This window comes from Melissospora conviva, from assembly GCF_049523535.1.
In the GTDB taxonomy this organism is placed as follows: domain Bacteria; phylum Actinomycetota; class Actinomycetes; order Mycobacteriales; family Micromonosporaceae; genus Melissospora; species Melissospora conviva.
Map to the genome: position 1 here is coordinate 147200 of NZ_JBLLDT010000005.1, position 22084 is coordinate 169283.

A 22084-nucleotide genomic window follows, 5' to 3' on the forward strand; every position below is an offset into this window, starting at 1 on the left:
CGGCCGCCGCGGGGGGGGCCCCCCCGCCAGCCCCCCCCACCCGGGAGCCCCGGGGGGCCCCCCGGGGGCGGGGGGGGCGGGCGGCGCCGCCCGCCACCATGCCGCTGACCAGCCTCGACGCGCGGGGCTCGACGCCGGGATGGCAGTTCGCTGTCATCCGCCTTCAGCACCGTCCAGCCACGACAGATGCAAAAGGTCCGGCAGGCTGATGCCTGCCGGACCTTTCGGCGAACGCGAGCCGTCGCTCAGTCGACAGCGGCCATGACCTCGTCGGAGACGTCGAAGTTGGCGAAGACGTTCTGCACGTCGTCGCAGTCCTCCAGGACGTCGATCAGCTTGAAGATCTTGCGCGCGCCCTCCTCGTCGAGGGGGACGTTGACGCTGGGGATCAGCGAGGACTCGGCCGACTCGTAGTCGATCCCCGCGTCCTGCAGGGCGGTGCGGACCGCGACCAGGTCACCGGGCTCGGAGACCACCTCGAACGCCTCACCGAGGTCGTTGACCTCCTCGGCGCCGGCGTCGAGGACCGCCATCATGACGTCCTCCTCGGTGGTGCCGGCCTTGGGGACGATCACCACGCCCTTGCGGGAGAACATGTAGGAGACCGAGCCCGCGTCGGCCAGCGAACCGCCGTTGCGGGTCAGGGCGGTGCGGACCTCGGTCGCGGCACGGTTGCGGTTGTCCGTCAGGCACTCGATGAGCATGGCCACGCCGTTGGGGCCGTACCCCTCGTACATCACCGTCTGCCAGTCGGCGCCGCCGGCTTCCAGGCCGGAGCCGCGCTTGACGGCGCGGTCGATGTTGTCGTTGGGGACCGAGCTCTTCTTCGCCTTCTGGATGGCGTCGTAGAGGGTGGGGTTGCCGGCCGGGTCGCCACCGCCGGTGCGCGCCGCGACCTCGACGTTCTTGATGAGCTTGGCGAACATCTTGCCGCGCTTGGCGTCGATGACGGCCTTCTTGTGCTTGGTCGTCGCCCACTTTGAGTGGCCGGACATCTAGTACCTCCGTTGAGTATCCCGCGCCTTACGTCATCGACCGTCCGCGCCGCACCGTACCCGCCGAACCCGCCGGGGCAACCGCGCCCGCCGGCCCTCACCGGGCCCGCTACCGGAGCGCTACCCTGCCGAACCGCGACAATCCTACCGACGGGGCGTAGCGGCGATGTGCCGCCCACGGCGGCGACGTCGGCGCGACCGGACCGGAAAGCCCGCGGCCGGCCGCCCCGACCGCCTCACACCGGGCCTGAGGCGCAGACGCCGAGGGCCCCGGAAGGAGACGTACGGCCTTCCGGGGCCCTCGGGCGTTGCTTCAGCCGCGATCGCGGACGAGGTCGACGAAGTACCGGTGCAGCCGCAGGTCGCCGGTGAGCTCGGGGTGGAAGGAGGTGGCGAGCAGGTTGCCCTGCCGCACCGCCACCACCCGGTCGGCGGCCGGTCCGGCGCCGACCCGGCCGAGCACCTCGACGCCGTCACCGACCCGCTCCACCCAGGGCGCCCGGATGAAGACGGCGTGGAACGGTTCGCCGGGTACGCCGGCCAGCCGCACCGGCGCCTCGAAGGAGTCGACCTGCCGGCCGAAGGCGTTGCGCCGCACCGTCATGTCGATGCCGTCGAAGCCCCGCTGGTCCGGTCGGCCGTCGAGGACCTCGGTGGCCAGCATGATCATGCCGGCGCAGGAGCCGTAGACCGGCATGCCGGCGGCGATGCGCTCGGTGATCGGCTCCCGCATCTCGAATATGTCGGCGAGCTTGCTCATCGTGGTCGACTCCCCGCCGGGGATGACCAGGGCATCGACGGCCGCCAGCTCCGCCGGACGGCGTACCGGGCGGGCCTGGGCGCCGCAGGCCGTCAGCGAGCGCAGGTGCTCGCGGACGTCACCCTGCAACGCCAGCACGCCGATCACCGGGGCGTCGGCGGCCTGTTCCGCGGCGGCCGGAGCGGAGCCGGCCGTCGCAACGTCGAGCTGTGCCACTTACCAGCCACGCTCCGCCAGCCGGTGCGGCGCCGGGATCTCGTCGACGTTGATGCCGACCATCGCCTCGCCCAGGCCGCGGGAGACCTTCGCCAGCACATCGGGGTCGTCGTGGAAGGTGGTGGCCTTGACGATCGCCGCCGCGCGCTGCGCCGGGTTGCCGGACTTGAAGATGCCGGAGCCGACGAAGACGCCCTCCGCGCCGAGCTGCATCATCATCGCCGCGTCGGCCGGGGTGGCGATACCACCGGCGGTGAAGAGCACCACCGGCAGCTTGCCGGTCTCGGCGACCTCCTTGACCAGCTCGTACGGCGCCTGCAGCTCCTTGGCGGCGACGTAGAGCTCGTCGGCCGGCAGCGAGGAGAGCCGGCGGATCTCGCCGCGGATCTTGCGCATGTGGGTGGTGGCGTTGGAGACGTCACCGGTGCCGGCCTCACCCTTGGAGCGGATCATCGCCGCACCCTCGGTGATGCGGCGCAGCGCCTCGCCCAGGTTGGTGGCGCCGCAGACGAACGGCACGGTGAAGGCCCACTTGTCGATGTGGTTGGCGTAGTCGGCCGGGGTCAGCACCTCGGACTCGTCGACGTAGTCGACGCCGAGCGACTGCAGGATCTGGGCCTCGACGAAGTGACCGATGCGGGCCTTGGCCATCACCGGGATGGAGACCGCCGCGATGATCCCGTCGATCATGTCCGGGTCGCTCATCCGGGAGACGCCGCCCTGGGCGCGGATGTCGGCAGGCACCCGCTCCAGCGCCATGACGGCGACGGCACCGGCGTCCTCGGCGATCTTGGCCTGCTCGGCGTTGACCACGTCCATGATCACGCCGCCCTTGAGCATCTCGGCCATCCCCCGCTTGACGCGGGCGGTGCCGGAAACGGACGTCTCGGTGGAACCGACGGTGGAATCGGACACGGTGTTTTCGCTCCTCAAAGCGGCAGACAACAACTCAGCCACGATGCTACGCCGGGCCGCCGCGGCGGCCGAGAGCCAATCACACCCCCGGTGGACTGGCCTGTGGGGTCCGTCACGAACCGGCCGGTTCCCCCGGCAGATGCAGCCCCGGATCGTCGACGTCGAAGTAGCGCGGCCGCTCGTACCCCCGGTCCATGCGCAACAGCCGCACCAGCCGGCGGCGCCGGGCGGTGAGGGCGTCGCGCACCAGATCGGTGTGCACCTGCCGGGCCAACGTCAGCCGCCGGCTCGCCGCCACGACCGTGCGCACGGCCGGGTCCCGCGGGTCCAGGTCGGCGTCGCGCAGCTGCCGGGTCAGGTCGTTCTCGGCCGCCTCCCGGTCCTGCGGCGCGGCGTCCAGCGCGATGAGGGCCGCCGCGTGCAGTTCGACGCCGTAGCGCTCCTCGTCGAGCACCGCGGCGGCCGCCGCACGGCGGACGAGATGCGCCTCCAGGGCGCGCTCGGCCGACTCCGCCCGGATGTGCAGCCGCTCCACCCGGCCCGCGGTCCAGATCAGGTACGCCGCCACCAGCGCCACGATCAGCGCCGCGGTCACCATCCACCACATGCCCGGCATCCCGTGCAGCTCCATCCCGTCGCGTCTGCGACCGCCGTCGGCGACGGCCACGTACCACCGGTCCGGCGCGCACGCCACGCCCGGACCGCGTCAGCCCAGCCCCGCCCACTCCTGGTCCATCACCCGGCCGTCGGTCGCCTCGATCGCGGCAGCGTAGACCTCCAGCACCCGGCGGGCGACCACGGGCCAGTCGTACGCGGCGACCACCTGGTCGGCACACGCGACGAGCTCCGCGCGGCGTCCCGGGTCGTCCAGCAGCGCACCGAGCACCCGCTGCAGCGCCGCCGCGTCGCCGTTGGGGAACAGCTCCCCCGCCCGGCCGCCGTCGAGCACCCGGCGGAACGCGTCGAGATCGCTGGCGACCACGGCCGCGCCGGCCGCCATCGCCTCGGTGAGGATCATGCCGAAGGACTCGCCACCGGTGTTCGGCGCCACGTAGACGTGCACACTGCGCAGCATCCGGGCCTTGTCCGGCTCGGAGACCAGGCCGAGGAAGGTGACCCGGTCGTGCAGATCGGGCGGGAAGTAGTCGTAGAGCTCGTCGCGCTCCCCCGGCCCGGCGACCAGCAGGCGCAGACCCGGGCGCTGCCGGGCCAGCGCGACGAAGGCGTCCCGCAGGATGGCGAAGCCCTTGCGCGACTCGGTGAAGCGCCCCAGGAAGCCGATCGTGCCGCCGGTACCGGGCCCGCACTCCCCCGGCAGACCGGGAAGCGGCGCGACGCCGGCGAACTTGGCGACCGCGACACCGTTGGGGATCTCCACGGCGCCGCCGTCGAGATGCTCGACCTGCACCTTGCGGGCCAGCGCGCTGACCGCGATCCGGCCGGTGATCCGCTCCAGCACCAGTTGGAGCAGCCCCTGCGCCGCCGTCAGCGCCCGGGAGCGGGTGATGGCGGTGTGGAAGGTGGCCACGACGGGCCCGCGGGCGGAGAGCACCGCCAGCAACGACAGGCTCAGCGTCAACGGCTCGTGCACGTGCAGCACGTCGAAGTCACCGCGGGCGATCCAGCGCCGCACCCGGGCGGTGGAGACCGGCCCGAAGGTCACCCGCGCCACCGAGCCGTTGTACGGCAGCGGCACCGACCGCCCGGCCGCTGTCACGTACGGCGGCAGCGGCGAGTCCTCGTCGGCCGGGGCGAGCACGCTCACCTCGTGCCCGAGCCCGATCAGCGCCTCGGCGAGATCGACGACGTGGTTCTGCACCCCGCCGGGCACGTCGAACGAGTACGGGCACACGATGCCGATGCGCATTGCGCCCCTTCCCTCAGTTCGATTCCGGCGGCGGGTCCAGCCACACCCGCTGCAGCATGTGCCAGTCTTGCGGATGCCGTGCGATGCCCGCGGCAAGACGATCGGCGACCTGCTGGGTCAGCAGCCGCACCCGTACGTCGAGCGGGCCGGTCTCGGGGCCGGGCGGCGCCAGCGGGCCCTCCAGCCGCGCGCAGGCGCAGTCCGGCTCGTACCAGAGCGAGGCGACGTAGAGGGGCGCGCCGGTGCGCAGCGCCAGCATCGCCGGGCCGGCGGGCATCCGGGTGCGTCCGCCGAAGAACTCCACCTCGACCCCGCGGGCGGAGAGGTCCCGGTCGGCCAGCAGCGGCACGACGTACCCCTGGCCGATCCGCTCGGCGAGCACGTCGAAGGCGGGGCGCGACCCGCCGTGGGTGGGCAGGATCTCCATGCCCAGGCCCTCCCGGAAGGCCACGAACCGCTCGAAGAGCGCCTCGGGCTTGAGCCGTTCGGCGACGGTGACCATCGGCCAGCCGTGCGCGGCGACCCAGGCGCCGGCGAGGTCCCAGTTGCCGCTGTGCGGCAGCGCCACGACCACTCCGCGGCCGGCGGCGATGGCGGATTCCAGCTCGGCCTGCCCGTCCAGCCGGAAGTCGGTCAGCAACTGCTCGCGGCTGCGGCCGGGCAACCGGAACGACTCGCGCCAGTAGCGGGCGTAGGAGCGCATGCCGGCGCGGACCAGCTCGTCGAGTTCGGCCTCGCCTGCCGCGCTGCCGCGGACCCGCCGCAGGTTGTCGCGCAGCCGCCGTACGCCGGCGCCGTTCCTGCCGTACGCGCGGTCGGCGCCGGCGCGGAAGAGCGATCCGGCGACCGGCTCGGGCAGGGCCCGGACCAGCCGCCAGCCGGCGACGAAGCCGAGTTCGGAGAGGTTCAACGCGGCTGCCCGTCCCGTTGGCCGCTCACTGCCCCGCCTCGGCGGCGCTCGCCTGACGGTAGACGTGCACCATCCGCTGGCCGATCGTGAAGATCGCCGCCGCGGCGAGAATCCAGAGGGCGATCGGCAGCGCCGGTTCGATGCCGAAGCCGGTGAGCAGCCCGCCGACGCCGACGATCAGCAGCCGTTCGGTCCGCTCGGCAACCCCGACGTTGGCGGTCATCCCGAGCCCTTCGGCGCGGGCCTTCACGTAGGAGACGACACCACCGGCGACCAGGCAGATCAGGGCGGCGGCGACCCCGGCATGGTTGCCCTGGCCGGCCAGCCAGTACGCCACGGCCCCGAAGACCGCGCCGTCGGCGATGCGGTCCATGCTCGAGTCGAGGAAGGCGCCGAATCGGGTGGACCCGCCGCGCATCCGCGCCATGGTGCCGTCGAGCAGGTCGGTCAGAGCGAAGAAGGTGACGATCAGGGCACCGGCGACCAGGTGGCCGCGGGCGCCGAAGGCGAGCGCGCCGACCAGCACGCCGAGGGTGCCGGCCACGGTCACCGCGTTCGGGGTGACGCCGGCACGCAGCAGCCCGCGCGCGACCGGTTCTACGACACGGGTCATCGCGGCTCGAGCCGTCACTTGGAAGATCTTCGCCATGGCGGTCCAACGATAACGGTCGGCGATCCGAGCGGCGACACCGCAGGTGGTACAGATCCGATCGCACCGGGTTGGGCGCAACGCCACGGGGCGCTGCGATCAGGCGGAGAATGTGAGACAGGCCATGCAGTTCGCCGCCGTGTGGCGTCGCGGCGGCGGATCCAGAGGATGATCGCCGTGGAGTCGCTCGGGCCACTCCGCCGTCGTACCGAGGCGGTCGTCCACCCACCGGCTAGGGAGGTGCGCCCCGATGGCGCAGAAGAACCATGAGAAGGCCGGCGCCGCCGGCGTCCCGGCCGTGGCCGATCCGGCCGAGATCCGCAACGTCGTACTGGTCGGGCACTCCGGCGCGGGCAAGACGACGCTGGTCGAGGCGCTGCTTGCGGCGACCGGCACGATCACCCGGGCCGGCAGCGTCGGCGAGGGCACCACGACCACCGACCACGACCCGGCTGCGGTCCGCCAGCAGCGTTCGGTCGCGCTTGCCTGCGCGCCGCTGCTCCACGAGAACGTCAAGATCAATCTGCTGGACACTCCCGGGTACGGCGATTTCGTCGGCGAGCTGCGGGCCGGCCTGCGGGCCGCCGACGCGGCGCTCTTCGTGGTCTCCGCGGTCGACGGGATGGACGCGGCCACCGCGGCCCTGTGGGAGGAGTGCGCCGCGGTCGGCGTGCCGCGCGCGGTGGCGGTCTCCCGCCTCGACCACCCGCGGGCCGACTTCGACGAGGCGGTGGCGCTCTGCCAGCGCGTCTTCGGCGACAACGTCATGCCGCTCTACCTGCCCATGCTCGGCGACGACGGCGTCTCCGTCGCGGGTCTGCTGGGGCTGGTCACCCGCCGGGTCTACGACTACACCGCCGGGCTGCCCGCGGCGGTGCGCGAGCCGGACCCGGAGCACCTGCCGGCGATCACCGAGTCCCGTGACGAGCTCATCGAGGGGATCATCGCCGAGAGCGAGGACGAGACCCTGATGGACCGCTACGTCGCCGGTGAGGAGATCGACGCCGCGGTGCTCATCGCCGACCTGGAGAAGGCGGTCGCCCGGGGGCACTTCTACCCGGTGGTGCCGGTCTGCGCCGAGACCGGCGTCGGGCTGGACGCGCTGCTGGGGGTGCTGACCGCCGGCTTCCCCTCCCCGCTGGAGCACGACCTGCCCCAGGTGACCGGGGTGGACGGCTCGCCCCGCCCGCCACTGAGCTGCGACCCGAACGGCCCGCTGGTCGCCGAGGTCGTCAAGACCACCGTCGACCGGCACGTCGGCCGGGTGTCGCTGGTCCGGGTCTTCTCCGGCACCCTGCGCCCGGACCGGGCGGTGCACATCTCCGGGCACGGGCTGGCCGAACGCGGGCACGACGACCACGACGCCGACGAGCGCCTAGCCCACATCTACAGCCCGCTCGGCGCGACCCTGCGCGAGGTGCCGTACGCGGTCGCGGGTGACATCTGCGCGATCACCAAGTCGGCCAGCGCGGAGACCGGGGACACCATCTCGGCCAAGGAGGAGCCGCTGCTGATGGCCCCCTGGGACATGCCGCAGCCGCAGCTTCCGGTGGCGATCGTGGCGGCGAGCCGGGCCGACGAGGACGCGCTGGCCCGCAACCTGGCGCGGCTGGTCGCCGGGGATCCGACCATGCGGCTGGAGCGCAACCCGGCCACCCATCAGCTGGTGCTCTGGTGCATGGGCGAGGCGCACGCCGACGTGGTCCTGGACCGGCTGCGCGCCGGCGGGGTGGAGCTGACAACCGAACCGGTGCGGGTGCCGCTGCGGGAGACCTTCCGCGCCCCGGCCACCGGGCACGGCCGCCACGTCAAGCAGTCCGGCGGGCACGGCCAGTACGCGGTCGTCGACATCGAGGTGACGCCCCTGGCGCCGGGCGCCGGGTTCGAGTTCGCCGAGCGGGTGGTCGGCGGCGCGGTGCCGCACAACTACATCCCGTCGGTGGAGAAGGGCGCCCGCGCCCAGCTGGAGCGCGGGCTGATCGCCGGGCAGCCGGTGGTCGACATCCGGGTGACCCTGGTCGACGGCAAGGCGCACAGCGTCGACTCCTCCGACGCGGCGTTCCAGACCGCCGCCGGGCTCGCGCTGCGCGACGCCGCGGCGAACGGTGACGTGACGCTCCTGGAGCCGGTGGACGAGATCACCGTACGGGTGCCGGACGCCTCGGTCGGCGCGGTGCTCGGCGATCTCTCCGGCCGCCGCGGCCGGGTGCTCGGCACCGAGCCCGACGAGCACGAGGGCTGGAGCCGGGTACGCGCCGAGGTGCCCGCGCGCGAACTGATCCGCTACGCGGTGGAGCTGCGGGCGATGACCTCCGGCACGGGCAGCTTCCGCCGCGAGTTCGCCCGCTACGAGCCGATGCCGGGGCAGCTCGCCGAGCAGATCCGCACGGAGCACTCCGCGCGGCACTGACGCGCCACCGCCCCGCGCCGGCAGGTTCCGGCGCGGGGCGGGGCGTCGGCGGCTGCGGGCCGGGCGCGAAACGCTCTCAGGGGCGGGGCCAGGCGGCGGCGAGCAGGTCGCGGGTCTGCTGCAGCAGCTGCGGCAGGACCTTGGTCTGACCGATGACGGGCATGAAGTTGGCGTCGCCGCCCCAGCGCGGCACGACGTGCTGGTGCAGGTGCGCGGCGATGCCGGCCCCGGCCACCGTGCCCTGGTTCATGCCCAGGTTGAAGCCGTGGGCATTGCTGACCTTGCGGATCACCCGCATCGCGGTCTGGGTCCACGCGCCCAGTTCGGCCGTCTCGGCCAGATCCAGTTCGGTGTAGTCGGGGACGTGCCGGTAGGGGCAGACCAGCAGGTGGCCGGGGTTGTACGGGTAGAGGTTGAGCACCGCGTAGACGTGCTCGCCGCGCGCCACCACCAGGCTCTCCTCGGCGCTACGGCCCGGGGCGAGACAGAAGGGGCAGCCGGCCGGCTTCTCGTACCCCTCCGCGGGCCGGTCCTCCCCGGTCACGTAGGTCATCCGGTGCGGCGTCCAGAGCCGCTCCAGGCCATCCGCCATGGTCTCGTCCGCGTGCCACTCCACCCCAGTCACGTCCCCGATCCTACGGTTGCTCGCACGCTCCGCGCCCGGGTGGCCGTCGTCACCGGCGACGACGCGGGGACCGGGACACGAACATCGACCGAAGACGTTGACGAAGATCGCTCCAGGCGGGAAGCTCACATTCATCTCTCCCACAACCCCCAGGAGGACGAGATGGTACGGAGAATCGGGCGGACACTTGCCGCCTTCCTGCTGGCGCTGACCGCCGGCGGGCTGACAGTGGTCGCCACCGGCACCCCCGCGCAGGCCGACGGCTGCTACACCTGGAACCGCAACCTGAGCCAGGGCATGAGCGGCGAGGACGTGCGCCAGCTGCAGATCCGCGTCGCCGGCTACCCCGGCTACAACGCCGAGCTCTCCCTCGACGGCTCGTACGGCCCGGCGACGACCGCCGCGGTCAAGCGCTTCCAGCAGGCGTACGGGCTGACCGCCGACGGGCTGGCCGGCGCGCAGACCTTCAACAAGCTCTACGCCCTGCAGGACAACGACTGCACCCCGGTCAACTTCAGCTACGCCGAGCTCAACGGCTGCAACAGCACCTGGTCCGGCGGCGCGGTCTCGGCGGGCACCGCGAAGGCCAACGCCCTGGTGTCGATGTGGAAGCTGCAGGCGCTGCGGCACGCCCTGGGTGACCAGTCGCTCCGGGTCACCAGCGGTTTCCGCAGCTACTCGTGCAACAGCGCGGTCGGTGGGGCGTCCAACAGCCGCCACCTCTACGGCGACGGTGTGGATATCGGTTCCGGTCCGCACAGCCTCTGCACGCTGGCCAAGCAGGCCCGCTACCACGGCTTCACCCAGATCCTCGGCCCCGGCTACGTCGGCCACAACGACCACGTGCACGTGGCCGACTCGCCGAGCCGGTTCTGGTCCGCGCCGACCTGCGGCGTGAGCTGACGACACCACCGCACGACAAGGGGGCCGGGTCGCTTCTGCGACCCGGCCCCCTTCGCTTCAGCCGGTCAGACAGGGTCCGTGCGGCCCTCGTATGCCCGTCGGCGTTCGCCTCTGCTCATGCCTGCCGGTGTCAGGCGGCCGACGGTCCGGCGTTGGTGCGGGATCGGACGACCTCCACCACGTGGGCCACCGCCTCGTCCAGCGGCACCCCGTTGCGCTGCGAGCCGTCCCGGTAGCGGAAGGAGACGGTGCCGGCCGCGACGTCGTCGTCCCCGGCGATCGCCATGAACGGGATCTTCTGCTGCTGCGCGTTGCGGATCTTCTTCTGCATCCGGTCGTCGGAGACGTCCACGTCGGCGCGGATGCCCTGCGCGCGCAGCTTCGCCACGAACTCCGCCAGGTGCGGCGCGTGGTCCTCGCGGATCGGGATGCCGACCACCTGCACCGGCGCCAGCCAGGCCGGGAAGGCGCCGGCGTAGTGCTCGGTGAGCACGCCCAGGAAGCGCTCGATCGAGCCGAACTTCGCCGAGTGGATCATCACCGGCTGCTGCCGGGAACCGTCGGCGGCCTGGTACTCCAGGCCGAAGCGGGCCGGCTGGTTGAAGTCGTACTGGATGGTCGACATCTGCCAGGTGCGGCCGATGGCGTCGCGGGCCTGCACGGAGATCTTCGGCCCGTAGTAGGCCGCGCCGCCCGGGTCCGCGACCAGCTCCAGGCCGGTCTCCAGAGCCGCCTCCTCCAGCACCCGGGTGGCGATCTCCCACTCCTCGTCGGAGCCGATGAACTTGTCCGACTGGTCCCGGGTCGACAGCTCGATGTAGAAGTCGTCCAGGCCGAAGTCGCGCAGCAGCCCGAGGATGAAGTTCAGCAGGTGCCGGATCTCGCCGGGGGCCTGCTCGGCGGTGACGTAGGAGTGCGAGTCATCCTGGGCGAAGCCGCGCACCCGGGTCAGGCCGTGCACCACGCCGGACTTCTCGAAGCGGTAGACCGAGCCGAACTCGAACAGCCGCAGCGGCAGCTCCCGGTACGACCGGCCGCGCGACCGGTAGATCAGGTTGTGCATCGGGCAGTTCATGGCCTTGAGGTAGTAGTCGCTGCCCTCGAGCTCCATCGGCGGGAACATCGTGTCGGCGTAGTACGGCAGGTGCCCGGAGGTCTCGAAGAGCCCCTGCTTGGAGACGTGCGGGGTGCCGACGTACTGGAAGCCCTCCTCGATGTGGCGGGCCCGGACGTAGTCCTCCATCTCCCGCTTGATCACACCGCCCTTGGGGTGGAAGACCGGCAGGCCGGAGCCGAGCTCGTCGGGGAAGCTGAACAGGTCCAGGTCGCGGCCGAGCTTGCGGTGGTCGCGCCGGGCCGCCTCCTCCAGCAGCTTCAGGTACGCCTTCAGCTCGTCGCGGGTCGGCCACGCCGTGCCGTAGACCCGCTGCAGCTGCGGGTTCTTCTCCGACCCGCGCCAGTACGCCGCCGCCGAGCGCATCAGCTTGAAGGCGCCGATCAGCCGGGTGCTGGGCAGGTGCGGGCCGCGGCAGAGGTCCGACCAGCAGACCTTCTCCTCGTTGGCGGCGAGGTTGTCGTAGATGGTCAGCTCGCCACCGCCGACCTCCATCACCTCGGAGGAGTCGAAGCCCTCGCCCTTGACGTCGACGAGTTCGAGCTTGTACGGCTCGTTCGCCAGCTCCGCCTTGGCCTCGTCGAGGCTGTCGAAGCGCCGGCGGCGGAACCGCTGGCCCGACTTGATGATCTCCTGCATCCGCTTCTCGAGCTTGGTGAGATCCTCGGGCTGGAACGGCTTGTCGACGTCGAAGTCGTAGTAGAAGCCGTTCTCGATCGGCGGGCCGATGCCGAGCTTGGCCTCGGGGAAGACGTCCTGCACTGCCTGGGCGAGCACGTGCGCGGTGGAGTGGCGCAGCACGTTGAGCCCGTCCGGCTCGGCGAGGGTCACCGGCGTCACCGTGGTCTCGGCGGCCGGGCTCCAGTCCAGGTCGCGCAGGTTGCCCTCGGCGTCGCGGACGACCACGACGGCCTTCGGCCCGGCGGTGGGCAGCCCGGCCGCGGCCACCGCGTCGGCCGCCGTAGTGCCGGCCAGGACGACGACGGGGTCGGTCGTGGCCTCGGCGGGCGGACGCTGTGCGGACACGGTGGTCTCCTTCATGCCGGATGAGGTGGGCGAAGTGCCCGAGCGGTTGCCACTCGATGCTATCGGTCGGGCAATCCGCTCCGACACGCGATATTGCGGCGCTAGATTGGGACGGTGGCTGCGTCAAATGTCGTTGATGTACTGGAACGCCGGTATGAGACCTACTCGTCCGCCAAACCAGCCGCGCCGTTCGCGGTCCGGCTCAACGGCTCGTCCGCACAGCGGGTGGGGCAGGGCGAACCGGCCTTCACCATCCGGGTGGTCGATCCGCGGGGCATGCGGGCGCTGGCCGAGCTTGACCAGTTCGGCGTCGCGGTGGCGTACCTGCAGGGCTGGCTCGACGTCGACGGCGACCTCGCCGCGGCGCTGCGGATGCGGGACTTCTTCACCGACTTCCACCCGCTGGCCTGGATCGGGCGCTTCACCCCCGCCCTGCTGCGCGGCGGCCGGCTCGCCGACGACAGCCGCACGATCGGGCACCACTACGACGAGGACCCGGACTTCTTCCTGACCTTCCTCGACCGCCGGCACCGCCTCTACAGCGAGGGGATCTTCGTCACCGACGACGAACCGCTGGAGGAGGCCGCGACCCGCAAGCTCCAGACCGCCTTCGACGCGCTCGGCGTCGGCCCGGGCGACCACGTGCTCGACGTCGGCGGCGGCTGGGGCTCCTTCGCCGAGTTCGCCGCCCGGCGCGGCGTCAACGTCACCACCCTGACGCTGTCCCGGCCCGGCGCCCGCTACATGGCCGACCTCGCCAAGCGGGACGGGCTGCCGATGCGGGTGCGCTACCAGCACCTGTTCGACTTCGTCCCCGATCGCCGCTACGACGGGATCGTCAACCTCGGCGCCACCGAGCACCTGCCCGACTACCGCACCACCCTGCGCCGGTACGCCGACGCCCTGCGCCCCGGCGGCCGGATCTACCTGGACGCGCTGGCGATGCGGCGCAAGCACATGGCCTCGACCTTTCTGAAACGCTACGTCTACCCCGGCGCGTCAGCCCCGCTGCTGCTGCACCAGTACCTGCGCGCCGTGGCCCGCTCCCCGTTCGAACTGGTGAGCATCGACGACGACCGGCACAACTACCACCTGACCTGTGCGCACTGGGGACGGCGCCTGGACGACGCGCGGGACGCGATCGTCGCCCGCTGGGGCGAGCCGCTCTACCGGCGGTTCCGGCTCTTCCTCTGGGGTTCGGCGACCGGCTTCGACACCGGGCTCGTGCAGGCGTACCGGTGGGTGCTGCGCATGCCGGAACAGACCGGGGCGGCGCGCCGCAGCGCCGTCTGAACACCCCACTTGCCCCGGGCAGTACCTTCTGGTGGTGGCAACTGTCCTTCTGGTCGAAGACGACCATGTCGTACGCGGTGCGATGCTGCGCTCGCTGACCGAGCGCGGGCACGCCGTACACGGCGTCGGCACCGCCCTGGACGCGCTGCGCCGCGTCGCGGCCGAGACGCCCGACCTGGTCGTGCTCGACCTGGGCCTGCCGGATCTGGACGGCTCGGACGCCCTGCGCATGCTGCGCGGCATCACCGACATCCCGATCATCATCGCCACCGCCCGCGACGACGAACAGGCCATCGTCCGGCTGCTGCGCGCCGGCGCCGACGACTACATGGTCAAGCCCTTCACCGGCGCCCACCTGGACGCCCGGATCACGACCGTGCTGCGCCGGGTCGGCCGGGCGACCCGCTCGGTGCAGCCGGTGGTGCACACCGTCGGCGGCCTGCGCGTCGACGTCGGCGAACGCAGCGCCCATCTCGACGGCGCGGCGCTGCAGCTGACCCGCAAGGAATTCGATCTGCTGGCCTACCTGGCCGCGCGACCGGGGCGGGTGGTTTCCCGCCGGGAACTCTTGGAGGAGGTATGGCGGCAGCCATCGGTCGGCGAGGACCAGACAATCGACGTTCACCTGTACTGGTTGCGTCGCAAGATGGGCGAATCCGCGGCGAAGCCCCGCTACCTGCGCACCGTGCGGGGGGTGGGTTTCCGGCTGGTGGTACCGGACTGAGGCCGGCGCTCGCGGCGCGCGGCGCCGGCATCGCCCTGCTCGTCGCGCTGGTCTTCCTCATCCCGCTGGCCCTCACCCTCTACGCCGACGCCCGGGGAACCGCGATCGAGGAGGCGGCGCGGCGCAGCGCGCTCGTCGCCGGGGCCCTCTCCGCCGGCGCCGACGAGGCGCAGATCCGTACCGCCGTCGCCGCGGCCGCCGGTGACGGCCGTACGGCCCCGTTGGTGCACCCGCCGCGAGCCACCGCCGATTCTGGCCGGGCTCCCGAGCCGGCGATCGAGGAGGCCCGGGCCTCCGGCCACACCGCGGTGGTGGAGGTCGACGGGGGCGCGTCCCGGCTGGAGCCGGTGCTGTTGGCCACCGGCACGGTGGTGATCGAGGTCTTCGTCCCCGACTCCGACCTGCGCCCCGATGGCAACCAGACCTGGTTGCTGCTGGGTGTGGTCGCGCTGGCCCTGGCCACCGCCGCGGCGATCATGCTGGACCGGTTCGCGGTCCGCGTCACCACGGCACTGCGCGGTCTGGTCCAGGCCGCCCGCAGTGTCGGCGAGGGCGAACCGGGCACACCGGTGCAGCCGGGCGGGCCCCGCGAGGTCGCCGAGGTGGGGCACGCCTTCAACCGGATGACCGAGCGGCTCGCCACGGCGCGCACCGACGAACGGGAGCTGGTGGCGGATCTGTCGCACCGGCTCCGTACGCCGCTGACGGTGCTGCGCCTGGACGCCGAAGGGCTGGAGTCCGACGACACCAGTGTCGGCTCTTTCAGCGAGGCGGAGCTGGACCGGCGCCGCACGATCCGCCGGATCCGCCAGGCGATCGTGACGTTGGAGGGCGAGGTCGACGTCCTGATCAACACCACCCGCAAGACGGTGGCGCAGGAGAGCGGGCCGAGCGTCTGCGACGTCAGCGAGGTGGTCCGGGAGCGGATGGTCTTCTGGTCCGCGCTCGCCGGCGACCAGGGCCGGCGGCACCGGGTCGTCGGCGCGCAGCTGCGCATCCCGGTGCCGGTGGCCCGCGCCGACCTGGCGGCCGCGCTGGACGCGGTGCTGGGCAACGTCTTCCGCTACACGCCGCAGGGCACGGCGTTCGAGGTGGCGGTGTCGCGACGCGACGGCTATGTGGCGGTCCGGGTGGACGACGCCGGTCCCGGCATCGCCGATCCGGATCGCGCGCTGCGCCGCGGCGCCAGCGACCAGGGCTCCACCGGGCTCGGGTTGGACATCGCGCGGCGGGTGGCGCTGCAGTCCGGCGGGTCGGTGAGCATCGACCGGGCGGCCCTCGGCGGGGCGAGCGTGGTGATGCTGCTGCGGGACGCCGAGGCGGTGCCCCGTCAGGCGAGCCGGTTCGGCCTGGTGGGCCGGATGGCCCGGGAACGGGATCCGGCGGCCCGGCGCTGGCCGCGGCGGCGCGACAGCGACAGCGACAGCGGCTCGTGACGCAGCCACCGGTAACCGGCGGCCCCGGGGCCGACGGTCGTGACGGCGACGGTCGTGACGGCGGCGGGCGGCGGGCGGCGGGCGGTCGAGGGTCGTGAGAAGGGCTCGTCTTTGCCCTCGGTCAAGTCTTCCTTAGCTCTGACTTAACAACAGCCCCACCGGCACCGGCCGGTGGCAACATCTGCGGTGGAACCAGTTGCCGACTCCGCCGCTTACCCCGTGAGCACCCCATCTGTGCGGAGCAGCAGAGCGCGGCGGGGACCCGGTCCCCCACACCCCGCCCCCGCCGCGCCTGGTTCCTTCGCCGTCCCACGGTGCCCGGCTCGCCCTTTCGGTCCAGGGTGCCCGGCTCGCCCTTGCGGCCACGGCGCCCGGCCGTCCTTCGCGCTATGGCCCGGCCGTGCTTGCCTCGCTACCGTCCGACTGCCGCCGCGTACCGGGTGATCTCGTCGGCCAGGCGGCGCTTCTCCGGCTCCGGCAGGAAGGACGCGGCCACTGCGTTGCCGGCCAGGGTGGTCAGTTCGGCAGCGCCGCCGTCGATGAGCTTCGCGGCGATGGCGTACTCGTCGTTCAGGGTGGTGCCGAACATCGGCGGATCGTCGGAGTTGATGGTGACCAGCAGCCCGGCATCGAGGAAGCGCCGCAGCGGGTGTTCCTCGATCCGTGCGACCGCGCGGGTCCGGACGTTGGAGGTCGGGCAGACCTCCAACGGGATCCGCCGCTCCCCCAGGTACTCCAGCAGCCGCGGGTCGGCCGCGGCGGAGGTACCGTGCCCGATCCGCTCCGCGCCCAGATCCCGCAACGCGTCCCAGATGGTCTGCGGGCCGGTGGTCTCGCCGGCGTGCGGCACCGAGCGCAGCCCGGCGGCGCGGGCCTGATCGAACCAGGGCTTGAACTGCGGCCGGGGCACGCCGATCTCCGGGCCGCCCAGACCGAAGCTGACCAGTCCGTCCGGGCGCTGGTCCAGCGCGATGCGCAGGGTCTGCTCAGCGGCCGGCAACCCGGCCTCGCCGGGGATGTCGAAGCACCAGCGCAGGACGATGCCGAAGTCCGCCTCGGCCCGCCGCCGGGCGTCCTCGATCGCCTCGCAGAAGGCCGGCGCCGGAATGCCCCGGTGCACGTGCGAGTAGGGGGTGACCGTCAGCTCGGCGTAGCGGACCTGCTGCCGCGCCAGGTCCCGGGCCACCTCGTAGGTGAGGATCCAGACGTCGGTGGGGTCCCGGATCAGATCCACCACGCTCAGGTAGATCTCGATGAAGTGCGCGAAGTCGCGGAACTCGAAGTACCCGGCGAGCAGCTCCGGGTCGGCCGGCACCGGAGTATGCCCCTCGTGCCGGGCGGCCAGCTCGGCGACGATACGGGGCGAGGCGGAACCGACGTGGTGCACGTGCAGCTCGGCCTTCGGCAACCCGGCGATGAAGTCCGTCAAATCACTCACTGTCACTCCTTCGTACCGCCGTTGCCCGCGGGGATCCGCCCGACGCCGGCGGCGGCGTACCCAGTCTTTCAGGCGCCCGGGCACACTTCGGCCTGGCCCGGGCGCACCCCTCCCGGACGCCGTCGAGCCCCGCGCCCTGGACGGGGCACGGGGCTCGGCGGTTGGTCGAAGGGGTGGTGGAATCGGCCGGCCCGGCGGGTCGGCAACGGAACTAGAGCGGGCGGACCTGCTCGGCCTGCGGGCCCTTCTGGCCCTGGGCGATCTCGAACTCGACCCGCTGGTTCTCCTCCAGCGACCGGTAGCCGCTGGTCTGGATTGCCGAGAAGTGGACGAACACGTCAGCACCCCCGCCGTCAACGGTGATGAAGCCGAAGCCCTTGTCTGCGTTGAACCACTTCACGGTTCCCTGCGCCATCTGTGTCTCCTTCTAAAAACTGGCGGCCGAGCACCCGGTGCGGCCGATTGGCCGTGGCCAGCGGCGGGGTCCGCGACGACCCGCACAAGCGTCTCGTCCCGTCCGTCGCCTACTCGCAACAGCGGAATCAGCAAATCACGTACCGCCGGAGTTCGCAGCGCCCCATCGATGAAATTCTCCGACATGTGATCTGTCGTGACCGAGCGTGATACCTGCGGCCGGGAGGCCCTGCGGTCCACTGTCGTGACCGGACTCGACCGGCCACCACCGTCGATCCCCGGCCTGCACGCCGGACCACAGAGGACGGCCCCGCGACACCCGCGAGCGCGGGTGTCACGGGGCCGTGGCGAGGCCGTTGTTTCAGCGCGGCCAGTGGCCGGTCATCCTGCGCACGCCGACCGCGCCGCCGCGGTCCACAGCGGCCCGGACCACGGCGAAGATGGCGCCCTGCAGCGCCGCCGCTGCCAGGACCTCACCCCAGCCCCGCTCCTCGTCGACCGGGTCCGGCGCCTCGCCGTCGCCGGAGGCGGTCTCCCAGATCTTCTTGAACAGCGCGCCGGCGAGGACACCGGCGCCCATTCCCAGCAGCAGGCCGACCGGTTTGTAGGCCGCCTTGTTGATTGCCTTGCTCACCCGCGTCTCCTTCGCACCACCAGTAGGACGATCACCGCTGCCAGGGCCCCCGCCGCCAGAACGGCCAACTGCCTGGCCTCCCGGTCGGTGCCGCCACCAGCTTTGTACGCCAGGCTACGGCGGGATTCCTCCGGGCCCGTGCCGGAGCCGCCAGCCGGGCGGACCTGTGAGCGAGCCTGCTCGACACCGGCAGTGACCCGGGAACGGGCGTGCGCGGCGCCGATGCGCATCCGCGCCTTGGCGTACTCGGCCTGCGCCCGCATCCGCGCCTTCGCCTGGTCGGTCGACTCCTTCACCCGGGACTTGACGTCGGCCCGGACGGCGAGCGCCTCGACCGTCTGGGCCAGTTCCCGGCGGGTACGCAGGATCTCCCGCCGCAGGAACTCCGGGTTGGCCTCGGCCTTGCCGTTACCGTTGACCGTCATGGCGCCCCCTGTCCTTGACGGCGGTGGCGACCGTGTTGACGTCGTCGATGAGACTGTTGGCCATCGGCGACATGTCCGGGACCGCCTGGCTGACCTGCCGCTTGCCAAGCAGCGCGAGCGCTCCGGCGGCGAGGAACAGGACCAGCGCCACGATCAGCGCGGCGAGCCAGGCGGGCATGACCAGATCCAGCAGGAGCACCGTCGCGATGACGAGCGCGCCGAGACCGTAGAACCCGAGCACGCCACCGCCACCGAAGAGACCCACACCGAGTCCGGCGTGCTTGCCCTTCTGCGCCAGCTCGATCTTGGCCAGTGCCAGCTCGTCCTTGATCAGGCGGGTCACCTGCTCGGTGGCGCGTTGCACCAGTTCGGCCGTCGACGCTTCCTTGCCGGAAGGGGCGGGGCGGTTGACCACATCAGCCATGCTGTCCTCCTTTCTCCATCACCGCGCTGTATGCCCGTAGTGTGCGCGGGCCAATCCTGTGCGCGCGGGAATCCGCCCCGGAGCCACCCGGGCGTGTGCGTGACGAACCATTGGCTTTCGTCCTACCAGGGTTCACCTGTCCCGCGCGGCGGCTTCGACGGATCAGCCTCGGTTCTCTCCACGGCGTCATCGGGTCCGACGAAGGCGTCACCCCGGGCGTCGCCGTCGTCGCTGCCGCTGAAGACCCGGGCGTCGTCGGAGGCGGTGACAACCTCGGGCTCCGGCGGCACCTGGGGTTGCGCCGGCCAGGGCTCGCGGCGCCGGGCGTCACCCAGCTCCGTACGCAGCCGCGGCAGCGCGTCCGGCATCTGGTGCCGGACCCAGGTGACCAGCGCCTCGCGCACCAGGCAGCGCAGGTCGAAGAGGCTCCCGGCGTCCTCGGCGCTGACCAGGGCCCGTACCCGCACCATCCCGCCGACGGCGTCGGTGATCTGCAGGACGCAGACCCGCCCGTCCCACAGGTCGGTGGCTTCCACGATCCGGCGCAGCTCCTCACGCATCGACTGCATCGGCACGCCCCAGTCCACGTCGAACTCGGCCGTGCCCAGCAGCGCCGCCCGGGTGCGGGTCCAGTTCTGGAACGGGGTGGTGGTGAAGTAGGAGGTCGGCAGGATCAGCCGGCGGTCGTCCCAGATCTGCACCACCACGTGGCTGAGCGTCAGCTCCTCGATCCGGCCCCACTCCCCCTCGACGACCACCACGTCGTCGAGGCGTACGGCGTCGCTGAAGGCCAGTTGCAGCCCGGCGATGACGTTGCCGAGCAGGCTCTGCGCGGCGAGGGCGCCGACGACGCCGATCACACCGGCGGAGGCGAGCAGGCTGGCGCCGATGGTCCGCACGCTGGGGAAGGTCATCAGCATCGCGCCGATGGTGACGATCACGATGAACGCGATCGTCACCCGCCGGATCATGACGATCTGCGTCTTGATCCGCCGGGCCAGCCGGTTGTCCGGGACGTCCACCCGGTACCGGGCCAGTGCGGTGTCCTCGGTGACGACCAGCAGCGAGGCGATCAGCCAGGAGGTGGCGGCGATGACCAGGATCACCAGCGTGTGCAGCAGATGCTTGCGCCACTCCTCGTCGGCGGCGTAGCGGGTCCCCGACCGGACGGCGAGCTGCACCGCCATGGTCACCAGGGCCACCCGGAACGGACGGTGTGAGTGCGCGGCGAGTTCTGCCAGCAGCACGGAGCGCCGGCCGAGGCGCCGGACGACGCGGTGCACGATCGTCGCTGTCAACAAGGCGATCGCCGCGGCGCTGAGCACCGCGGCGACCGCCATCACGTACGTCTGCACGAACTGTTCCCCTTCGCCGCGCCCGCGCGCGGTTTCCCTCTGCTCGGCTCCCTAACCGCGCCGGCGTACGGGTGGGCGAACACGCCCCACCCGTCGGGCCGGGAGCGGCCTCACACCTTGCGGTAACGCGACTGCAGGAAGCAGTAGAGGCCGAAGGCTGCCAGCCCGAGCGCCACGACGATCAGCAGCAGCTGGCCGTACGCCTGCTCCCGGAGGGTGTGCAGGGCGGCGTCCAGGCCGCGGGCCTTCTCCGGGTCGTAGGTGACGGCGGCGGAGACCACCAGCACGCCGGCGACCGCGAGGGCCGCGCCCTTGGCGGTGTAGCCGACCATGCCGAGCCGGCGCGCCAGGGTGCGGGTACGGGCGTCCATCTCGCCGGTCTTGAGGCGCTTCTCGAAGCGCTTGGTGACCCCGTAGAAGATCATGCCGGCGCCGATGCCGACGACGACCACGCCGGCCAGGCCGACGAGCCACTGACCGCCGGTGGACTCCATCAGCTTCGCGCTCAGCGCCTCCTGCTTGTCGGCGCTGCTCTCACTGGCGTTCTGGAAGACCTGCAGGGCGGTCCAGGCGAACCAGAGGTACATCACGGCCCGCCCGCCGGAGAGCACCCGCTCGGCGATGCGGTCCCGGCCCTGCTCGGCCCGGTGCCCGACCGCGGCCTCCAGCACCTGCCAGATGCCCATCGCCAGCAGGCCCACCCCGACAGTGATCACCAGGACCTTGCCCAGCGGCTGTTCGGCGAGGGTGCGCAACGCGCCGGCCTGATCGCCGTCGTCGGAGGCAGTGCCGAAGGCGATCTGCAACGCCAGCCAGGCGAAGAGGAGGTGGAGGATGCCGTAGCCGATGAACCCGGCGCGGGTCAGGGCTTCCAGCGCGGAGCTGTTCGCGGTACGGGAGGCGGCCGCTTCGGTGTTTCGTGTGAGGGACATGGCCGCTGGTATGTCCGGTGACGCGGTTTTCCAAACGCGGCCGTCGTGGACCGGCGGCGGGCGCGCGGTCCACGACGGCCGGTGTGGGTCAGCCTTCGCCGCCGCCGAGGGAGATCCGCACGACGATGTTGTCGGCGTCGACACTCTCGAGGGCGACGGTGAAGCCGGCGACCTCGGTCGCCTGCTGACCGGCGGTGAGCGAGAGCTGCTGACCGGCGACCTCCATGGTCACCACGTCGCCCTCGACGGCGATCAACCGGGCCTCGACGCCGAGGACGGAGACGCCGGCCTCCACCCCCCGGTCGAAGGTGACCGCGCAGGAGTCGAGACGGCAGTCGGTGGCGGTCCCGTCGGAGCCGCAGGCGGTCAGCACGGCAAGGCCGAGCGCGGCGGTGGCAAGCAGGATCCCGGCGCGGCGCAGCGGCGCGGTGAGGGCGGGGGCGGTGCGGTAGGTGAACACGCCCGCAAGGATACGAAGCGGACGCCAACGATCATCGGCGCGACGGCCCGCCGGATTCCGGCGGGCCGTCGCGACGCACAGCGTGTTCGGGCACGCGCGCAGCCGGCCGCGGCAGCCGGACGCGGGGGGCTCGGGGCGCTCAGCCGGCCGGCGCGCGCG

General features: G+C 72.3%; 22 protein-coding genes. 5 read left to right on the plus strand and 17 right to left on the minus strand.

Annotated elements, in window-relative coordinates:
* Window positions 1-245: 245 nt before the first annotated feature.
* The 7 genes from ACK8GG_RS13995 to pgsA all read right to left on the minus strand — a co-directional run bounded on the left by ACK8GG_RS13995 (window position 246) and on the right by pgsA (window position 6312).
* Window positions 246-995 (minus strand): YebC/PmpR family DNA-binding transcriptional regulator, encoded by a 750-nt coding sequence (locus ACK8GG_RS13995; RefSeq protein WP_440351804.1) that lies wholly within the window; start codon window positions 993-995, stop codon window positions 246-248.
* A 313-nt stretch (window positions 996-1308) separates the two neighbouring features.
* Window positions 1309-1902 (minus strand): pyridoxal 5'-phosphate synthase glutaminase subunit PdxT, encoded by a 594-nt coding sequence (gene pdxT / locus ACK8GG_RS14000; protein WP_440351940.1) that lies wholly within the window; start codon window positions 1900-1902, stop codon window positions 1309-1311.
* A 69-nt stretch (window positions 1903-1971) separates the two neighbouring features.
* A complete protein-coding gene (pdxS, locus tag ACK8GG_RS14005) occupies window positions 1972-2886 on the minus strand; it encodes a pyridoxal 5'-phosphate synthase lyase subunit PdxS (protein ID WP_440351803.1) in 915 nt (304 codons plus the stop codon).
* Window positions 2887-2998: 112 nt separating this feature from the next.
* A complete protein-coding gene (locus tag ACK8GG_RS14010) occupies window positions 2999-3502 on the minus strand; it encodes a hypothetical protein (protein ID WP_440351939.1) in 504 nt (167 codons plus the stop codon).
* A 90-nt stretch (window positions 3503-3592) separates the two neighbouring features.
* Complete coding sequence (locus ACK8GG_RS14015) at window positions 3593-4753, minus strand: glycosyltransferase family 4 protein (protein ID WP_440356499.1); 1161 nt, start codon at window positions 4751-4753, stop codon at window positions 3593-3595.
* Window positions 4754-4766: 13 nt separating this feature from the next.
* Complete coding sequence (locus tag ACK8GG_RS14020; RefSeq protein WP_440356500.1) at window positions 4767-5663, minus strand: phosphatidylinositol mannoside acyltransferase; 897 nt, start codon at window positions 5661-5663, stop codon at window positions 4767-4769.
* A gap of 25 nt (window positions 5664-5688) precedes the next feature.
* Window positions 5689-6312: a phosphatidylinositol phosphate synthase gene (pgsA, locus tag ACK8GG_RS14025; RefSeq protein ID WP_440351800.1), complete on the minus strand. Its 624-nt coding sequence runs from the start codon at window positions 6310-6312 to the stop codon at window positions 5689-5691.
* A 250-nt stretch (window positions 6313-6562) separates the two neighbouring features.
* On the opposite strand from pgsA, the gene ACK8GG_RS14030 reads away from it, so the two are divergent.
* On the plus strand, window positions 6563-8722 hold the full coding sequence (locus ACK8GG_RS14030) for an elongation factor G-like protein EF-G2 (RefSeq protein ID WP_440356501.1): 2160 nt from the start codon (window positions 6563-6565) through the stop codon (window positions 8720-8722).
* 76 nt (window positions 8723-8798) lie between these two features.
* On the opposite strand, the gene ACK8GG_RS14035 is transcribed toward ACK8GG_RS14030, so the two are convergent.
* Window positions 8799-9314 carry an HIT family protein gene (locus tag ACK8GG_RS14035; RefSeq protein ID WP_440351938.1) on the minus strand — a complete coding sequence of 172 codons (516 nt, stop codon included), beginning with the start codon at window positions 9312-9314 and terminating at the stop codon, window positions 8799-8801.
* Between the two features lie 195 nt (window positions 9315-9509).
* Here ACK8GG_RS14035 and ACK8GG_RS14040 point away from each other — a divergent pair, with 195 nt between their 5' ends.
* Window positions 9510-10250 (plus strand): D-Ala-D-Ala carboxypeptidase family metallohydrolase, encoded by a 741-nt coding sequence (locus ACK8GG_RS14040; RefSeq protein ID WP_440356502.1) that lies wholly within the window; start codon window positions 9510-9512, stop codon window positions 10248-10250.
* Window positions 10251-10380: 130 nt separating this feature from the next.
* Here ACK8GG_RS14040 and thrS read toward each other — a convergent pair whose 3' ends face one another.
* Window positions 10381-12390: a threonine--tRNA ligase gene (thrS, locus tag ACK8GG_RS14045; RefSeq protein WP_440356503.1), complete on the minus strand. Its 2010-nt coding sequence runs from the start codon at window positions 12388-12390 to the stop codon at window positions 10381-10383.
* 114 nt (window positions 12391-12504) lie between these two features.
* Here thrS and ACK8GG_RS14050 point away from each other — a divergent pair, with 114 nt between their 5' ends.
* From ACK8GG_RS14050 to ACK8GG_RS14060, 3 genes are read left to right on the plus strand one after another with little or no spacing between them, the layout of a single operon-like run.
* Window positions 12505-13683 carry a class I SAM-dependent methyltransferase gene (locus tag ACK8GG_RS14050; protein ID WP_440356504.1) on the plus strand — a complete coding sequence of 393 codons (1179 nt, stop codon included), beginning with the start codon at window positions 12505-12507 and terminating at the stop codon, window positions 13681-13683.
* Window positions 13684-13717: 34 nt separating this feature from the next.
* Window positions 13718-14407, plus strand: a complete 690-nt coding sequence (locus ACK8GG_RS14055; protein ID WP_440351795.1) for a response regulator transcription factor — start codon at window positions 13718-13720, stop codon at window positions 14405-14407.
* Window positions 14408-14436: 29 nt separating this feature from the next.
* Window positions 14437-15843: a HAMP domain-containing sensor histidine kinase gene (locus tag ACK8GG_RS14060; protein ID WP_440356599.1), complete on the plus strand. Its 1407-nt coding sequence runs from the start codon at window positions 14437-14439 to the stop codon at window positions 15841-15843.
* 412 nt (window positions 15844-16255) lie between these two features.
* Here the strand turns inward: ACK8GG_RS14060 and ACK8GG_RS14065 are convergent, their stop codons facing one another.
* The 8 genes from ACK8GG_RS14065 to ACK8GG_RS14100 all read right to left on the minus strand — a co-directional run bounded on the left by ACK8GG_RS14065 (window position 16256) and on the right by ACK8GG_RS14100 (window position 21925).
* Window positions 16256-17281 carry an adenosine deaminase gene (locus ACK8GG_RS14065; RefSeq protein WP_440351794.1) on the minus strand — a complete coding sequence of 342 codons (1026 nt, stop codon included), beginning with the start codon at window positions 17279-17281 and terminating at the stop codon, window positions 16256-16258.
* Between the two features lie 211 nt (window positions 17282-17492).
* A complete protein-coding gene (locus ACK8GG_RS14070; RefSeq protein WP_007458127.1) occupies window positions 17493-17696 on the minus strand; it encodes a cold-shock protein in 204 nt (67 codons plus the stop codon).
* Between the two features lie 360 nt (window positions 17697-18056).
* On the minus strand, window positions 18057-18329 hold the full coding sequence (locus ACK8GG_RS14075; protein ID WP_440351793.1) for a DUF4235 domain-containing protein: 273 nt from the start codon (window positions 18327-18329) through the stop codon (window positions 18057-18059).
* On the minus strand, window positions 18326-18754 hold the full coding sequence (locus ACK8GG_RS14080) for a DUF3618 domain-containing protein (RefSeq protein WP_440356505.1): 429 nt from the start codon (window positions 18752-18754) through the stop codon (window positions 18326-18328). Before ACK8GG_RS14080 ends, ACK8GG_RS14075 begins: the two co-directional genes overlap by 4 nt.
* On the minus strand, window positions 18738-19178 hold the full coding sequence (locus ACK8GG_RS14085) for a phage holin family protein (protein ID WP_440351791.1): 441 nt from the start codon (window positions 19176-19178) through the stop codon (window positions 18738-18740). The genes ACK8GG_RS14080 and ACK8GG_RS14085 overlap by 17 nt, the downstream gene beginning before the upstream one ends.
* 122 nt (window positions 19179-19300) lie before the next feature.
* The gene (locus tag ACK8GG_RS14090) at window positions 19301-20533 is read right to left on the minus strand and encodes a mechanosensitive ion channel family protein (protein ID WP_440356506.1); all 1233 of its coding nucleotides are present in this window, start codon (window positions 20531-20533) and stop codon (window positions 19301-19303) included.
* A 110-nt stretch (window positions 20534-20643) separates the two neighbouring features.
* Window positions 20644-21465 (minus strand): DUF1206 domain-containing protein, encoded by an 822-nt coding sequence (locus ACK8GG_RS14095; protein ID WP_440353774.1) that lies wholly within the window; start codon window positions 21463-21465, stop codon window positions 20644-20646.
* 88 nt (window positions 21466-21553) lie between these two features.
* Window positions 21554-21925: a hypothetical protein gene (locus ACK8GG_RS14100; protein WP_440353773.1), complete on the minus strand. Its 372-nt coding sequence runs from the start codon at window positions 21923-21925 to the stop codon at window positions 21554-21556.
* Between the last annotated feature and the right edge of the window lie 159 nt (window positions 21926-22084).

What these genes read in the sequence shown, in the direction of transcription:
- ACK8GG_RS14040 (WP_440356502.1), top strand. Translation starts at nt 9,510, where the DNA reads ATGGTACGGAGAATCGGGCGGACACTTGCCGCCTTCCTGCTGGCGCTG.
- ACK8GG_RS13995 (WP_440351804.1), bottom strand. Translation starts at nt 995, where the DNA reads ATGTCCGGCCACTCAAAGTGGGCGACGACCAAGCACAAGAAGGCCGTC.
- pgsA (WP_440351800.1), bottom strand. Translation starts at nt 6,312, where the DNA reads ATGGCGAAGATCTTCCAAGTGACGGCTCGAGCCGCGATGACCCGTGTC.
- ACK8GG_RS14080 (WP_440356505.1), bottom strand. Translation starts at nt 18,754, where the DNA reads ATGACGGTCAACGGTAACGGCAAGGCCGAGGCCAACCCGGAGTTCCTG.
- ACK8GG_RS14085 (WP_440351791.1), bottom strand. Translation starts at nt 19,178, where the DNA reads ATGGCTGATGTGGTCAACCGCCCCGCCCCTTCCGGCAAGGAAGCGTCG.
- ACK8GG_RS14030 (WP_440356501.1), top strand. Translation starts at nt 6,563, where the DNA reads ATGGCGCAGAAGAACCATGAGAAGGCCGGCGCCGCCGGCGTCCCGGCC.
- ACK8GG_RS14070 (WP_007458127.1), bottom strand. Translation starts at nt 17,696, where the DNA reads ATGGCGCAGGGAACCGTGAAGTGGTTCAACGCAGACAAGGGCTTCGGC.
- ACK8GG_RS14035 (WP_440351938.1), bottom strand. Translation starts at nt 9,314, where the DNA reads ATGGCGGATGGCCTGGAGCGGCTCTGGACGCCGCACCGGATGACCTAC.
- ACK8GG_RS14010 (WP_440351939.1), bottom strand. Translation starts at nt 3,502, where the DNA reads ATGCCGGGCATGTGGTGGATGGTGACCGCGGCGCTGATCGTGGCGCTG.
- ACK8GG_RS14015 (WP_440356499.1), bottom strand. Translation starts at nt 4,753, where the DNA reads ATGCGCATCGGCATCGTGTGCCCGTACTCGTTCGACGTGCCCGGCGGG.
- ACK8GG_RS14095 (WP_440353774.1), bottom strand. Translation starts at nt 21,465, where the DNA reads ATGTCCCTCACACGAAACACCGAAGCGGCCGCCTCCCGTACCGCGAAC.